This window comes from Enterobacter cloacae complex sp. BZL2005 (assembly GCF_049238885.1).
Classification (GTDB): Bacteria; Pseudomonadota; Gammaproteobacteria; order Enterobacterales; family Enterobacteriaceae; genus Enterobacter; species Enterobacter roggenkampii.
Window position 1 is genome coordinate 55097 of sequence record NZ_JBMKGI010000013.1, and the last position, 14048, is coordinate 69144.

A 14048-nucleotide genomic window follows, 5' to 3' on the forward strand; every position below is an offset into this window, starting at 1 on the left:
GATGGAAAAAGCGATGTTAACGTTCGACAAGGTCAATGCGCACTACGGCAAGATCCAGGCGCTGCACGACGTCAGCCTGCATATCAACCAGGGTGAAATCGTCACCCTGATTGGCGCCAATGGCGCGGGTAAGACCACGCTGCTCGGCACCCTGTGCGGTGACCCGCGCGCCACCAGCGGGCGGATTGTGTTTGACGGCAAAGACATTACCGACTGGCAGACCGCCAGAATCATGCGCGAGGCGGTGGCGATTGTTCCGGAAGGGCGTCGCGTGTTCTCGCGTATGACGGTGGAAGAGAACCTGGCGATGGGCGGCTTCTTCGCCCACCGCGATGAATACCAGACCCGCATCAAGTGGGTGTACGAACTCTTCCCGCGCCTGTGGGAGCGTCGCATCCAGCGTGCAGGCACCATGTCAGGCGGTGAACAGCAGATGCTGGCGATCGGCCGCGCGCTGATGAGCCAGCCGCGCCTGCTGCTGCTGGATGAGCCGTCGCTCGGCCTGGCGCCGATCATCATCCAGCAGATTTTCGACACCATTGAGCAGCTGCGTAAAGAGGGGATGACCATCTTCCTCGTTGAGCAGAACGCCAACCAGGCGCTGAAGCTGGCTGACCGTGGCTACGTGCTGGAGAACGGCCGCGTGGTGCTGGAAGACACCGGCGACGCGCTGCTGGCGAACGAAGCGGTGCGGAGCGCTTACCTGGGCGGCTGAGCCGTCTGTATCGCCCGGTGGCGCTGCGCTTACCGGGCCTACAGGGATCGAGTAGGCCGGGTAAGGCGTAGCCGCCACCCGGCTTTTTTAACCACTACACCCCTTCACACAACCATCATCCCCCTGACCCTTTGCTGTCACTTATCTGTAAACAAACAGTTATTTTTCTGTCATTCGAGCATGTCATGTTACCTCGCGAGCATAAAACGCGTGATATCGCGCATCCGGCACAATAAGAGAGATGACAATGACATCGTTACGACACACAGCTTTGGGTCTGGCACTGGGTCTGGCTTTTGCGACGAATGCAATGGCTGTGACGACCATTCCGTTCTGGCATTCCATGGAAGGGGAGTTGGGTAAAGAAGTTGACTCCCTGGCGCAGCGTTTCAACGACACCCATCCGGATTACAAAATTGTGCCGGTGTACAAAGGCAACTACGAGCAGAGCCTGAGCGCGGGCATCGCCGCCTTCCGTACCGGCAACGCGCCTGCACTGTTACAGGTTTATGAAGTGGGCACCGCCACCATGATGGCCTCCAAAGCCATCAAGCCGGTCTATGAAGTGTTCAAAGAAGCGGGTATTAACTTCGATGAATCCCAGTTCGTGCCAACCGTAGCGGGTTACTACACCGATTCCAAAACCGGACATCTGCTGTCTCAGCCGTTTAACAGCTCCACGCCGGTGCTGTACTACAACAAAGACGCCTTCAAGAAAGCCGGTTTAGACCCGGAGCAGCCGCCAAAAACCTGGCAGGACCTGGCCGAATACACCGCGAAGCTGAAAGCGGCGGGAATGAAGTGCGGCTACGCCAGCGGCTGGCAGGGCTGGATCCAGATCGAAAACTTCAGCGCCTGGCACGGCCTGCCGGTGGCGACCAAAAACAACGGCTTCGACGGCACCGACGCGGTACTGGAGTTTAACAAGCCGGAGCAGGTGAAGCACATCGCGCTGCTGGAAGCACTGAACAAGAAGGGCGACTTCAGCTACTTCGGGCGTAAAGACGAATCCACCGAGAAGTTCTATAACGGCGACTGCGCCATTACCACCGCCTCTTCCGGCTCGCTGGCGGATATCCGTCACTACGCCAAATTCAACTACGGCGTGGGCATGATGCCGTACGATGCCGACGTGAAGGGCGCGCCGCAGAACGCCATCATCGGCGGGGCGAGCCTGTGGGTGATGCAGGGTAAAGACAAGGGCACCTACAAAGGCGTGGCCGAGTTCCTTGACTTCCTGGCGAAGCCGGAAAACGCCGCCGAATGGCACCAGAAGACCGGCTACCTGCCGATCACCAAAGCCGCGTATGACCTGACCCGCGAGCAGGGCTTCTACAGCAAGAACCCGGGCGCGGATATCGCGACGCGTCAGATGCTGAACAAGCCGCCGTTGCCGTTCACCAAAGGCCTGCGCCTGGGCAACATGCCGCAGATCCGCACCATCGTGGATGAAGAGCTGGAAAGCGTCTGGACCGGGAAGAAAACGCCACAGCAGGCGCTGGATTCCGCGGTAGAGCGCGGGAATCAGCTGCTGCGCCGCTTTGAGCAGTCGACGAAATCGTAATCCGTGATTCGCCCGGTGACGCGTAGCGATCCGGGCCTACGGGGATCGTGCGGGCTGATGCCCTCACCCCAACCCTCTCCAACGGGGAGAGGGAGAAATATTTGTAGGCCGGGTAAGGCGTAGCCGCCACCCGGCATTGCTCAGGAACCCAATCTCAATGTCATCATCCCGTCCGGTGTTCCGTTCCCGCTGGCTGCCGTACCTGCTGGTCGCGCCTCAGCTGGTCATCACCGTTATCTTCTTTATCTGGCCTGCGGGCGAAGCGCTGTGGTACTCGGTACAAAGCGTCGATCCGTTTGGGCTCTCCAGCCAGTTTGTCGGGCTGGACAACTTTACCGCGTTGTTCCATGACAGCTACTACCTGGACGCCTTCTGGACGACGATCAGGTTCAGCGCGCTGGTCACCGTCAGCGGCCTTGTTGCCTCGCTGTTTTTCGCCGCGCTGGTGGACTATGTGGTGCGCGGCAGCCGCCTGTATCAGACCCTGATGCTGCTGCCGTACGCCGTGGCGCCCGCCGTCGCCGCCGTGCTGTGGATCTTCCTGTTTAACCCGGGGCGCGGGCTGATTACCCATTTCCTGGCAGAGTTCGGCTACGACTGGAACCACGCCCAGAACAGCGGCCAGGCCATGTTCCTGGTGGTGTTCGCCTCGGTGTGGAAGCAGATCAGCTACAACTTCCTGTTCTTCTTTGCCGCGCTGCAGTCCATCCCGCGTTCGCTGGTGGAGGCCGCCGCGATTGACGGCGCAGGGCCGATTCGTCGCTTCTTCAGGCTGTCGCTGCCGCTGATCGCCCCGGTGAGCTTCTTCCTGCTGGTGGTTAACCTCGTGTACGCCTTCTTCGACACCTTCCCGGTGATCGATGCGGCCACCGCAGGCGGTCCGGTGCAGGCGACCACCACGCTTATCTATAAGATCTACCGCGAAGGCTTCGCCGGGCTGGATCTCTCGGCCTCCGCCGCGCAGTCGGTGGTGCTGATGTTCCTCGTCATCATCCTCACGGTGGTGCAGTTCCGCTATGTTGAAAGTAAGGTGCGCTACCAATGATTGAGAACCGTCGCGGGCTGACGATTTTCAGCCACACCATGCTGATTCTGGGGATCATCGTCATCCTGTTTCCACTGTACGTGGCCTTTGTCGCCGCCACGCTGGACACCAAAGCGGTGTTCGACACGCCGATGACGCTGATCCCAGGCACGCATCTGTTCGAGAACATGAAGACCATCTGGACCCAGGGCGTGGGCGCCAACAGCGCGCCGTTCTGGCTGATGATGCTCAACAGCTTCATCATGGCGTTCGGCATTACGGTCGGCAAAATTACGGTGTCGATGCTCTCGGCCTTCGCCATCGTCTGGTTCCGCTTTCCGCTGCGCAACCTCTTCTTCTGGATGATCTTCATTACCCTGATGCTGCCGGTGGAGGTGCGTATCTTCCCGACGGTGGAAGTGATCGCCAACCTGAAGATGCTCGACAGCTACGCGGGCCTCACCCTGCCGCTGATGGCCTCGGCGACCGCCACCTTCCTGTTCCGCCAGTTCTTTATGACCCTGCCGGACGAGCTGATTGAAGCCGCGCGCATCGACGGCGCCTCGCCGATGCGCTTCTTCCGTGACATCGTGCTGCCGCTGTCGAAAACCAACCTTGCGGCGCTGTTTGTGATCACCTTTATCTACGGCTGGAACCAGTACCTGTGGCCGCTGCTGATTATTCAGGACGTCAATCTCGGCACCGCCGTGGCGGGCATCAAAGGCATGATTGCCACCGGCGAAGGCACCACCCTCTGGAACCAGGTGATGGCGGCGATGCTGCTCACCCTAATCCCACCCGTAGTCATTGTTTTAGCCATGCAGCGCGCGTTTGTCCGCGGCCTGGTCGATAGCGAGAAATAAGATGGCAGGTTTAAAACTTCAGGCAGTAACCAAAAGCTGGGACGGCAAAACCCAGGTGATTCAGCCGCTCACGCTCGACGTGGCGGACGGGGAGTTTATCGTGATGGTCGGCCCGTCCGGCTGCGGCAAATCTACGCTGCTGCGCATGGTGGCGGGGCTGGAGCGCGTGACGTCCGGGGATATCTGGATTGACCGCCAGCGCGTCACCGAGATGGAGCCGAAAGACAGGGGCATCGCGATGGTGTTCCAGAACTACGCCCTCTACCCGCACATGAGCGTGGAGGAGAACATGGCCTGGGGGCTGAAAATCCGCGGCATGGGCAAAGGCCATATTGAGGAGCGCGTGAAAGAAGCGGCGCGTATTCTGGAGCTGGACGGCCTGCTCAAGCGCCGCCCGCGCGAACTCTCCGGCGGCCAACGCCAGCGCGTGGCGATGGGGCGCGCCATCGTGCGCGATCCGGCGGTATTCCTCTTCGACGAGCCGCTCTCTAACCTCGACGCCAAGCTGCGCGTGCAGATGCGTCTTGAGCTGCAGCAGCTGCACCGTCGTCTGAAAACCACGTCACTGTACGTCACCCACGATCAGGTTGAGGCCATGACCCTCGCCCAGCGCGTGATGGTGATGAACAAAGGCGTTGCCGAGCAGATTGGTACCCCCGTGGAAGTCTACGAGAAACCGGCCACCCGCTTTGTGGCGAGCTTTATCGGCAGCCCGGCGATGAACCTGCTCGAAGGGCGCATCAGCAGCACGGGCACGCACTTTGAGCTGGAAAGCGGGATGGCATTGCCGATCAACTGGTACTATCGTGGCTACGCCGGGCGTAAGATGACGCTCGGTATCCGCCCGGAACATATCGGTTTAACCTCTCAGGCGGAAGGCGGCGTGCCGCTGGTGATGGACACGCTGGAGATGTTAGGTGCAGATAACCTGGCGCACGGGCGCTGGGGCGAGCAAAAGATGGTGGTGCGTCTGGCGCATCAGGAGCGCCCGAAAGCAGGCAGCACGCTGTGGCTGCACCTGCCGGAAAATCATCTGCACCTTTTTGACGGTGAAACAGGACAACGAGTATGAGCAACTGGCCTTATCCCCACGTCGTCGCCCACCGCGGCGGCGGTAAGCTGGCGCCGGAGAACACCCTGGCGGCGATTGATGTTGGCGCGCGTTACGGCCACACCATGATCGAGTTCGACGCCAAGCTGTCGAAAGACGGCGAGATTTTCCTGCTGCATGACGATAACCTCGAACGCACCAGCAACGGCTGGGGCGTGGCGGGCGAGCTGCCGTGGCGCGATCTGCTGAAGGTCGACGCCGGAAGCTGGTACAGCGGCGAATTCAAAGGCGAACCGCTGCCGCTGCTGGCGGAAGTGGCCGACCGCTGTCGCCAGCACGGCATGATGGCCAATATCGAAATCAAACCGACCACCGGCACCGGGCCGCTGACCGGCAAAGTGATTGCCCTTGCCGCGCGCGAGCTGTGGGAAGGGATGACCGCGCCGCTGCTGTCATCATTTGAAATCGATGCGCTGGAGGCCGCACAGGCCGCAGCGCCGGAACTGCCGCGCGGGCTATTGCTGGACGAGTGGCGCGAGGACTGGCGTGAGCTGACGACGCGCTTAGCGTGTGTCTCTATTCATCTTAATCACAAGCTGCTGGATGAGGCGCGGGTGAAGGTGCTGAAAGACGCGGGTCTGCATATTCTGGTTTACACCGTCAATAAACCCCAGCGTGCAGCCGAACTGCTGCGCTGGGGCGTGGACAGCATCTGTACCGATGCGATTGACCTGATCGGCCCGGACTTTAGTTCTGCGGATTAAGCATACTGCCATTCGACTGCGGCGGCAGCATATGCTGCTGTCCGCTGCCTGACGAGGTCATCCCACCTAACATTCCGCCGTTTCTGTTCGGCAGCGGCTGCTCGCGCACCTGCCCCTGCTGCACGCGCTGGGTGTTGGCGTTCATCTGATTTTGCAGGCTTTGCTGCTGCATCTGGGTCTGCGTTCTCAGCTGCTGATTCAGCATCCCTTTTTGCTGCTGTTGCTGGCTCATCATCTCGGTCTGCATACGCTGCTGGCTCGGGATGACATAACCCTGTTGGTTAGGGTTGTTCATGGTGTTGAGTGGCTGTGCGAGCGCGGCAAAGGGGATCAGCGCCGTAAGAATCAATAAGCGTTTCATTGTCATTTCCTCCTTTTGAGGTCTCTCTTAAGTTTACCCTGATTTCACCATGACGATGATTTTTTAGGAGTTGTGAACCAGGCTTAAGCGGGGAATATGGATCCCTTCACCTGGAGAACAATAATGATGAAACCAACGTTTTTGCGCTGGGTCGCCCTCGCCGCGCTGATGGCAGGCGGTACATTTAGCGTGGCGGCCAACCCGCCCGCGGCGCCTCCGGTCTCTTACGGCGTGGAGGAAGATGTCTTTCATCCCGTGCGGGCAACCCACGGCATGGTGGCGTCGGTGGATGCGCTGGCGACCCGCGTGGGCGTCGATATTCTCAGGCAGGGCGGTAACGCGGTGGATGCGGCGGTCGCCGTCGGCTATGCGCTGGCGGTGACGCACCCGCAGGCGGGGAACCTGGGCGGCGGCGGCTTTATGATGCTGCGCACCAAAGACGGAAAAACCACCGCCATCGACTTCCGTGAAATGGCGCCTTCTCAGGCGTCACGGGACATGTTCCTCGATGACCAGGGCAACCCGGACAGTAAAAAATCCCTGACCTCGCACCTGGCCTCCGGCACGCCGGGCACCGTTGCGGGCTTCTCGCTGGCGCTGGAAAAATACGGCACGATGCCGCTGAACAAGGTGGTTCAGCCTGCTATCAAGCTGGCGCGGGAGGGCTTTGTGGTGAATGACGCCCTGGCAGACGACCTCAAAACCTACGGCAGCGAAGTCATCCCGAATCACGAAAACAGCAAGGCGATCTTCTGGAAAGACGGTGAACCGCTGAAGAAGGGCGATAAGCTGGTGCAGAAGAACCTTGCCAAAAGCCTTGAGCTTATTGCGGAGCACGGTCCGGACGCCTTCTACAAAGGGGCGATTGCCGACCAGATTGCGGAAGAGATGCAGAAGAACGGCGGGCTCATCACCAAAGCGGATCTGGCGGAATACAGGGCGGTGGAGCGCGAGCCGATTAGCGGCACCTACCGCGGGTACGAGGTCTTCTCCATGCCGCCGCCGTCTTCCGGGGGCATTCACATCGTGCAGATCCTCAACATTCTTGAAAACTTCGATATGCACAAGTTCGGCTTCGGCAGCACGGATGCCATGCAGGTGATGGCGGAAGCGGAAAAACGCGCCTACGCCGACCGCTCGGAATATCTCGGCGATCCGGACTTCGTGAAGGTGCCGTGGCAGGCGCTGACCAACAAGGCGTACGCCAAATCCATTGCCGATCAGATTGATATCAACAAGGCCAAGCCGTCGAGCGAGATCCGTCCCGGCAAGCTGGCGCCGTATGAAAGCAACCAGACCACCCACTTCTCGGTGGTGGATAAAGACGGTAACGCGGTGGCGGTGACCTATACGCTCAACACCACCTTCGGCACCGGGATTGTGGCGGGCAACAGCGGCATTCTGCTGAACAACGAGATGGATGACTTCTCCGCCAAGCCGGGCGTGCCGAACGTCTACGGGCTGGTCGGCGGCGATGCGAATGCGGTAGGGCCGAAGAAACGTCCGCTGTCGTCCATGTCGCCCACCATCGTGGTGAAAGAGGGCAAAACCTGGCTGGTAACCGGTAGCCCGGGCGGCAGCCGGATTATCACCACCGTATTACAGATGGTGGTAAACAGCATCGACTTTGGGATGAACGTCGCCGAAGCGACTAACGCCCCGCGTTTCCACCACCAGTGGCTGCCGGACGAGCTGCGCGTCGAGAAGGGCTTTAGCCCGGACACCATTAAACTGCTTGAGCAGCGTGGGCAGAAGGTGGCGGTGAAAGAGGCGATGGGCAGCACCCAGAGCATTATGGTGGGGCCGGACGGAGCGCTGTTTGGCGCATCAGATCCGCGTTCGGTGGATGATTTGACGGCGGGGTATTGATGTGTTGCCCGGTGGCGCTGCGCTTACCGGGCCTACAACTGCACGAACGTAGGCCGGGTAAGGCGAAGCCGCCACCCGGCAAATCATTACTTCATTCTCGCCATATAATACGCGTCCACATATTCGCCGTTGCGCAGGGCAAATTTCTTGCCGGTTCCTTCGATTTCAAAACCAAAATTTTTATAGAGGGCAACTGCCGAGGGGTTATCGGCAAAGACCGTCAGTTCGATACGTTCAATACGCAACCAGTTGTCACACAGGTTGATCATCTCGCTCATGAGCCTGCGGCCTACGCCGCGTCCCTGCATATCCGCAGCCACGCTGATGCCGAATGTGGCAACATGGCTGCGGCGCGGGTTTTCCATTACGTCCAGTGCCATATGTCCAATAACGCGCTGGTCCAGACAGGCAACGAGATGGCGCCGGCCTGGTTTTGTCGCAACGCGTTCGTGCCACATTTCCATAGAAGGATGAGGGAGCTGTAGCGTGTCGTGATACACATCAGGATGCGACATGATGTCACGTAAAGCTTCTGCATCGCTGGGTTCGATGTGGCGTATCACTATCTCACTCATTCCTTGTTCCTCAGTCAGTTAAAAGGCCCTTCCAACATCAGTGACTTTAAAATTTGAGTCAACCGCTATTTTTTGCAAAAAGTATTGGACAAGTGCGAATGAGAATGATTATTATTGCTCTGCATTCAGGAAGACCGCTACGGGAACCTGAAAGCACGACATTGCTCACATTGCTTCCAGTATTACTTTAGCCAGCTTTTAGCTGGCTTTTTTTTTGTTATGGTTAGACTCAGTAACCTTCCAAAAGGACTGAGCCATGACACTACACTGTGCATTTATTGGATTTGGCAAAAGCACCACCCGCTATCACCTGCCGTATGTCCTCAACCGTAAAGATACCTGGCATGTGGCCCATATCTACCGCCGCCGCGCGAAGCCGGAGGAGCAGTCTCCGCAGTACTCCCACATCCATTTCACCAGCGATCTCGATGAGGTGCTTAACGATCCGCAGGTCACGCTGGTGGTTGTCTGCACCCACGCCGACAGCCATTTTGACTATGCGAAACGCGCGCTGGAAGCGGGCAAAAACGTGCTGGTAGAAAAGCCGTTCACCCCGACCATCGCCGAAGCGAAAGCGCTGTTCGCGCTGGCGAAAAGTAAAGGGTTGACCGTCACGCCGTATCAGAACCGTCGCTTTGACAGCTGCTTCCTGACGGCAAAAAAAGCGATTGAAAGCGGCAAGCTCGGCGACATTGTGGAGATCGAAAGTCACTTCGATTACTACCGCCCGGTGGCGGAAACGCAACCCGGACTGCCGCAGGATGGTTCGTTCTACGGGCTGGGGGTGCACACCATGGACCAGATCATCTCCCTGTTTGGCCGCCCGGACCACGTGACGTATGACATTCGCAGCCTGCGCAATAAAGCCAACCCGGACGATACCTTCGAAGCCCAGCTGTTCTACGGCGACCTTAAAGCCATCGTCAAAACCAGCCACCTGGTGAAGATCGATTACCCGAAATTTATCGTTCACGGCACTAAAGGTTCGTTTATCAAATACGGTATCGACCAGCAGGAGACCAGCCTGAAGGCCAATATCATGCCCGGTGAACCTGGCTTTGCGGAGGACGATTCCGTGGGCGTGCTGGAGTATGTGAACGACGAGGGCGTGACGGTCAAAGAAACGCTGAAGCCGGAAACCGGCGACTATGGCCGCGTCTATGATGCGCTATTTGAGACCCTCACAAACGGCACGGCGAATTACGTCAAGGAATCTGACGTTCTGACCAACCTCGAAATCCTTGAGCGGGCCTTCGAACAGGCTTCTCCTGCCACGGTAACCCTCGCGAAATAAGCAAAAACGGCTCCTCTGCACTTATTCACAATTTTTGAACAGAGGAGTCAATTTTCACCCCCTATGATCCCAGGCCGTTTGCGTCCACACTTACTCCATCGAAACGAACTGAGGGTGAAAACAATGATCTACTTACGCAAAGCAAACGAACGTGGTCACGCGAATCATGGCTGGCTGGACTCATGGCATTCATTCTCGTTTGCCGACTACTACGACCCGAACTTCATGGGCTTCTCAGCACTGCGCGTGATTAACGACGACGTGATTGATGCAGGCCAGGGCTTTGGTACCCACCCGCACAAAGACATGGAAATCCTGACCTATGTGCTGGAAGGCGCGGTTGAGCACCAGGACAGCATGGGCAACAAAGAGCAGGTTCCGGCGGGCGAGTTCCAGATTATGAGCGCGGGTACCGGGGTGCGTCACTCTGAGTACAACCCAAGCAAAACGGAAAAACTGCACCTGTATCAAATCTGGATCATTCCAGAAGAGACAGGCATCACGCCGCGCTACGAGCAGCGCCGCTTCGACGCCAAACAGGGTAAACAGCTGGTGCTCTCCCCGGATGCGCGTGAAGGTTCCCTGAAAGTGCATCAGGATATGGAGCTGTACCGCTGGGCGCTGGCGAAAGATGAACAGTCCGTGCATCAGATTGCCGCTAACCGCCGCGTGTGGATCCAGGTGGTGAAAGGGGAGGTGTCCATCAACGGCACCAAAGCGACAACCGCCGATGGTCTGGCCATCTGGGATGAGCAGGCGATCTCCGTGCATGCCGACAGCGAAAGCGAAATTCTGCTGTTTGACCTGCCGCCGGTGTAATAAAACATAAATAAATCCCCATCCTTCCCTTTGACAGGGGAAGGATGGGCTTTGTCCGTGGTAAACTGAGCAAATCTCTCACTTCAAGATTTCTCAGGACGATGAAAAAGAAACGCCCCGTACTTCAGGATGTCGCCGATCGCGTCGGTGTGACCAAAATGACGGTCAGCCGTTTTTTACGTAACCCGGAACAGGTTTCCGTGGCGTTACGTGGCAAGATTGCCGCTGCCCTTGATGAACTGGGTTACATCCCCAACCGTGCACCCGATATTCTCTCGAATGCGACCAGCCGCGCGGTGGGCGTTCTGCTTCCTTCTTTGACCAACCAGGTTTTCGCCGAAGTATTACGTGGAATTGAAAGCGTCACCGATGCGTTTGGCTACCAGACCATGCTCGCCCACTACGGGTACAAGCCGGAACTCGAAGAGGAACGTCTTGAATCGATGCTTTCCTGGAACATTGACGGCCTGATTTTAACCGAACGTACCCACACTGCCCGCACGCTCAAAATGATTGAAGTGGCCGGTATTCCGGTCGTGGAGCTGATGGACAGCCAGTCGCCGTGCCTCGACATCGCCGTCGGCTTTGATAACTTCGAAGCGGCGCGCCAGATGACGGCGGCCATTATCGCCCGCGGGCATCGTCATATCGCCTATCTGGGTGCGCGTCTTGATGAACGTACTATCATCAAACAGAAGGGATACGAGCAGGCGATGCTCGACGAGAACTTAACCCCGTACAGCGTGATGGTGGAGCAGTCCTCTTCCTATACGTCGGGTATTGAGCTGATGCGTCAGGCGCGACGCGAGTATCCGCAACTGGACGGTATTTTCTGTACCAACGATGACCTTGCGGTCGGCGCAGCGTTTGAGTGCCAGCGTCTGGGGCTGAAGATCCCTGATGATATGGCGATCGCCGGTTTCCACGGTCATGACATCGGTCAGGTGATGGAGCCGCGTCTGGCGAGCGTCCTGACGCCGCGTGAGCGTATGGGCCGCATTGGCGCAGAACGCCTGCTGGCGCGCATTCGTGGCGAGACGGTTACGCCGAAAATGTTAGATTTAGGTTTCACCTTGTCACCGGGTGGATCTATTTGAACTGACAAATTTGAAGTAGCTCACACTTATTCACTTCGCGCACGTTTGGATATTGCTTCTCTTTTGCCCCGGCAGGACAATGTTACCGATAACTGTTACCCGTAACAATTGACTGAGGGACACCCTTTGAGCACGACTAATCACGATCACCACGTCTACGTCCTGATGGGCGTTTCCGGTAGCGGGAAATCAGCCGTGGCCAGCGAAGTGGCGCATCAACTCCAGGCTGCGTTTCTTGATGGCGACTTCCTCCATCCGCGCAGCAACATCATGAAAATGGCCTCTGGCGAGCCGCTGAACGACGACGACCGCAAACCGTGGTTGCAGGCGCTGAACGACGCCGCGTTCGCGATGCAGCGCACCAATAAAGTCTCCCTGATCGTCTGCTCCGCGCTGAAAAAAACCTACCGCGATCTGCTGCGTGACGGCAATCCGAACCTCTCTTTCATCTACCTGAAAGGGGATTTCGAGGTGATTGAAAGCCGCCTGAAGGCGCGTAAAGGTCACTTCTTCAAAACCCAGATGCTGGTGACGCAGTTTGAAGCGCTGCAGGAGCCGGGTGAAGACGAAAAAGACGTCTTAGTGGTTGATATCGATCAGTCACTGGAGGGTGTTGTTGCCAGCACCATCGAGGTCATTAATAAAAGGCAGTAAGTTTTGAGTACATTAACGCTAGTTTTGACAGCAGTAGGTTCGGTATTGCTGCTGCTGTTTTTAGTGATGAAGGCGCGGATGCACGCCTTTGTTGCTTTGATGGTGGTTTCTATTGGTGCAGGTCTCTTTTCCGGTATGCCGCTCGACAAGATCGCCGCGACAATGGAAAAAGGGATGGGCGGTACGCTGGGCTTCCTGGCGATTGTGGTCGCGCTGGGCGCGATGTTTGGCAAGATTTTGCACGAGACGGGCGCGGTCGACCAGATTGCCGTTAAGATGCTGAAATCCTTCGGCCACAGCCGTGCGCATTACGCGATTGGTCTGGCCGGTCTGATTTGCGCGCTGCCGCTGTTCTTTGAAGTGGCCGTTGTGCTGCTCATCAGCGTCGCGTTTTCTATGGCGCGCCATACCGGCACTAACCTCGTCAAGCTGGTCATTCCGCTGTTTGCGGGCGTGGCGGCAGCCGCAGCGTTTCTGCTGCCAGGGCCGGCGCCGATGCTGCTGGCATCCCAGATGCACGCCGACTTTGGCTGGATGATTCTGATTGGCCTGTGCGCGGCAATCCCGGGGATGATCATCGCCGGCCCGCTGTGGGGCAACTTCATCAGCCGTTACGTTGAGCTGCATATTCCGGATGACATCACCGAGCCGCACCTGGGCGAGGGCAAAATGCCATCCTTCGGCTTCAGTCTGTCGCTGATCCTGCTGCCGCTGGTGCTGGTGGGTCTGAAAACCATCGCTGCGCGCTTTGTGCCGGTGGGGTCCACTGCCTACGAGTGGTTTGAGTTCATCGGTCACCCGTTCACGGCGATTCTGGTGGCGTGCCTGGTGGCGATTTACGGCCTGGCGATGCGTCAGGGGATGCCAAAAGACCGGGTGATGGAGATCTGCGGTGCGGCGCTGCAGCCTGCGGGGATTATCCTGCTGGTGATCGGTGCAGGCGGCGTGTTCAAGCAGGTGCTGGTGGATTCCGGCGTGGGCCCGGCTCTGGGTGAAGCGCTGACCGGGATGGGCCTGCCGATTGCGGTGACCTGCTTTGTGCTGGCTGCGGCGGTACGTATCATCCAGGGTTCTGCTACCGTGGCGTGTTTAACCGCCGTGGGTCTGGTGATGCCGGTGATTGAACAGCTGAACTACTCCGGTGCCCAGATGGCCGCGCTTTCTATTTGTATCGCGGGTGGTTCGATTGTGGTCTCTCACGTTAACGACGCCGGCTTCTGGCTGTTCGGTAAGTTTACCGGCGCCACCGAAGCGCAAACCCTGAAAACCTGGACGCTGATGGAAACCATTCTCGGTACGACGGGTGCAATTGTCGGGATGATTGCCTTTACGCTGCTCAGCTAAATGCGGTGATTTAACAAGGCTAAAAATAAGGCCCGGTAGCGTCAGCGCTTACCG

14 protein-coding genes are annotated in these 14048 nt (G+C 58.1%); 12 read left to right on the forward strand and 2 right to left on the reverse strand.

Translation table 11 applies throughout. The annotated features are described in order from the left end of the window. Position 1 precedes the first annotated feature (1 nt). From livF to ugpQ, 6 genes are all read left to right on the forward strand, one after another. Positions 2-715: a high-affinity branched-chain amino acid ABC transporter ATP-binding protein LivF gene (gene livF, locus ACOTXI_RS18850; protein ID WP_008500102.1), complete on the forward strand. Its 714-nt coding sequence runs from the start codon at positions 2-4 to the stop codon at positions 713-715. Between the two features lie 247 nt (positions 716-962). Continuing rightward, positions 963-2279, forward strand: a complete 1317-nt coding sequence (gene ugpB / locus ACOTXI_RS18855; protein WP_023326491.1) for a sn-glycerol-3-phosphate ABC transporter substrate-binding protein UgpB — start codon at positions 963-965, stop codon at positions 2277-2279. A 157-nt stretch (positions 2280-2436) separates the two neighbouring features. Beyond that, positions 2437-3324, forward strand: coding sequence for a sn-glycerol-3-phosphate ABC transporter permease UgpA (gene ugpA / locus ACOTXI_RS18860; protein WP_008503352.1), 888 nt, complete (start codon positions 2437-2439; stop codon positions 3322-3324). After that, entirely contained in the window at positions 3321-4166 is an 846-nt protein-coding gene (gene ugpE, locus ACOTXI_RS18865; protein ID WP_013099125.1) for a sn-glycerol-3-phosphate ABC transporter permease UgpE, read from the forward strand. Before ugpA ends, ugpE begins: the two co-directional genes overlap by 4 nt. A 1-nt stretch (position 4167) precedes the next feature. After that, positions 4168-5238 (forward strand): sn-glycerol-3-phosphate import ATP-binding protein UgpC, encoded by a 1071-nt coding sequence (locus tag ACOTXI_RS18870; protein ID WP_008503354.1) that lies wholly within the window; start codon positions 4168-4170, stop codon positions 5236-5238. Then, positions 5235-5981, forward strand: coding sequence for a glycerophosphodiester phosphodiesterase (ugpQ, locus tag ACOTXI_RS18875; protein ID WP_039266982.1), 747 nt, complete (start codon positions 5235-5237; stop codon positions 5979-5981). The genes ACOTXI_RS18870 and ugpQ overlap by 4 nt, the downstream gene beginning before the upstream one ends. Here the strand turns inward: ugpQ and ACOTXI_RS18880 are convergent. Beyond that, positions 5965-6342, reverse strand: coding sequence for a DUF2756 family protein (locus ACOTXI_RS18880; protein ID WP_021242742.1), 378 nt, complete (start codon positions 6340-6342; stop codon positions 5965-5967). The genes ugpQ and ACOTXI_RS18880 overlap by 17 nt on opposite strands. A gap of 123 nt (positions 6343-6465) precedes the next feature. Between ACOTXI_RS18880 and ggt the strand changes: the two genes are divergently transcribed. Continuing rightward, a complete protein-coding gene (gene ggt, locus ACOTXI_RS18885; protein ID WP_072205823.1) occupies positions 6466-8211 on the forward strand; it encodes a gamma-glutamyltransferase in 1746 nt (581 codons plus the stop codon). An 86-nt stretch (positions 8212-8297) separates the two neighbouring features. Here the strand turns inward: ggt and yhhY are convergent, their stop codons facing one another. Further along, complete coding sequence (gene yhhY / locus ACOTXI_RS18890; RefSeq protein WP_008503358.1) at positions 8298-8786, reverse strand: N-acetyltransferase; 489 nt, start codon at positions 8784-8786, stop codon at positions 8298-8300. 256 nt (positions 8787-9042) lie between these two features. Here yhhY and ACOTXI_RS18895 point away from each other — a divergent pair, with 256 nt between their 5' ends. The 5 genes from ACOTXI_RS18895 to gntU all read left to right on the forward strand — a co-directional run bounded on the left by ACOTXI_RS18895 (position 9043) and on the right by gntU (position 13994). After that, a complete protein-coding gene (locus ACOTXI_RS18895) occupies positions 9043-10080 on the forward strand; it encodes an oxidoreductase (RefSeq protein ID WP_045417735.1) in 1038 nt (345 codons plus the stop codon). A 123-nt stretch (positions 10081-10203) separates the two neighbouring features. Beyond that, the gene (locus ACOTXI_RS18900) at positions 10204-10899 is read left to right on the forward strand and encodes a pirin family protein (RefSeq protein WP_008503360.1); all 696 of its coding nucleotides are present in this window, start codon (positions 10204-10206) and stop codon (positions 10897-10899) included. 101 nt (positions 10900-11000) lie between these two features. Then, complete coding sequence (gntR, locus tag ACOTXI_RS18905; RefSeq protein WP_058653804.1) at positions 11001-11996, forward strand: gluconate operon transcriptional repressor GntR; 996 nt, start codon at positions 11001-11003, stop codon at positions 11994-11996. 126 nt (positions 11997-12122) lie between these two features. Further along, the gene (gene gntK, locus ACOTXI_RS18910; protein ID WP_008503362.1) at positions 12123-12650 is read left to right on the forward strand and encodes a gluconokinase; all 528 of its coding nucleotides are present in this window, start codon (positions 12123-12125) and stop codon (positions 12648-12650) included. Between the two features lie 3 nt (positions 12651-12653). Next, complete coding sequence (gene gntU, locus ACOTXI_RS18915) at positions 12654-13994, forward strand: gluconate transporter (RefSeq protein ID WP_014833577.1); 1341 nt, start codon at positions 12654-12656, stop codon at positions 13992-13994. Positions 13995-14048 lie beyond the last annotated feature (54 nt).

Excerpts from the sequence above, each read along its gene's own strand:
- livF (WP_008500102.1), top strand. The coding sequence starts at position 2 with ATGGAAAAAGCGATGTTAACGTTCGACAAGGTCAATGCGCACTACGGC.
- ugpB (WP_023326491.1), top strand. The coding sequence starts at position 963 with ATGACATCGTTACGACACACAGCTTTGGGTCTGGCACTGGGTCTGGCT.
- ugpA (WP_008503352.1), top strand. The coding sequence starts at position 2,437 with ATGTCATCATCCCGTCCGGTGTTCCGTTCCCGCTGGCTGCCGTACCTG.
- ugpE (WP_013099125.1), top strand. The coding sequence starts at position 3,321 with ATGATTGAGAACCGTCGCGGGCTGACGATTTTCAGCCACACCATGCTG.
- ACOTXI_RS18870 (WP_008503354.1), top strand. The coding sequence starts at position 4,168 with ATGGCAGGTTTAAAACTTCAGGCAGTAACCAAAAGCTGGGACGGCAAA.
- ugpQ (WP_039266982.1), top strand. The coding sequence starts at position 5,235 with ATGAGCAACTGGCCTTATCCCCACGTCGTCGCCCACCGCGGCGGCGGT.
- ACOTXI_RS18880 (WP_021242742.1), bottom strand. The coding sequence starts at position 6,342 with ATGAAACGCTTATTGATTCTTACGGCGCTGATCCCCTTTGCCGCGCTC.
- ggt (WP_072205823.1), top strand. The coding sequence starts at position 6,466 with ATGATGAAACCAACGTTTTTGCGCTGGGTCGCCCTCGCCGCGCTGATG.
- yhhY (WP_008503358.1), bottom strand. The coding sequence starts at position 8,786 with ATGAGTGAGATAGTGATACGCCACATCGAACCCAGCGATGCAGAAGCT.
- ACOTXI_RS18895 (WP_045417735.1), top strand. The coding sequence starts at position 9,043 with ATGACACTACACTGTGCATTTATTGGATTTGGCAAAAGCACCACCCGC.
- ACOTXI_RS18900 (WP_008503360.1), top strand. The coding sequence starts at position 10,204 with ATGATCTACTTACGCAAAGCAAACGAACGTGGTCACGCGAATCATGGC.
- gntR (WP_058653804.1), top strand. The coding sequence starts at position 11,001 with ATGAAAAAGAAACGCCCCGTACTTCAGGATGTCGCCGATCGCGTCGGT.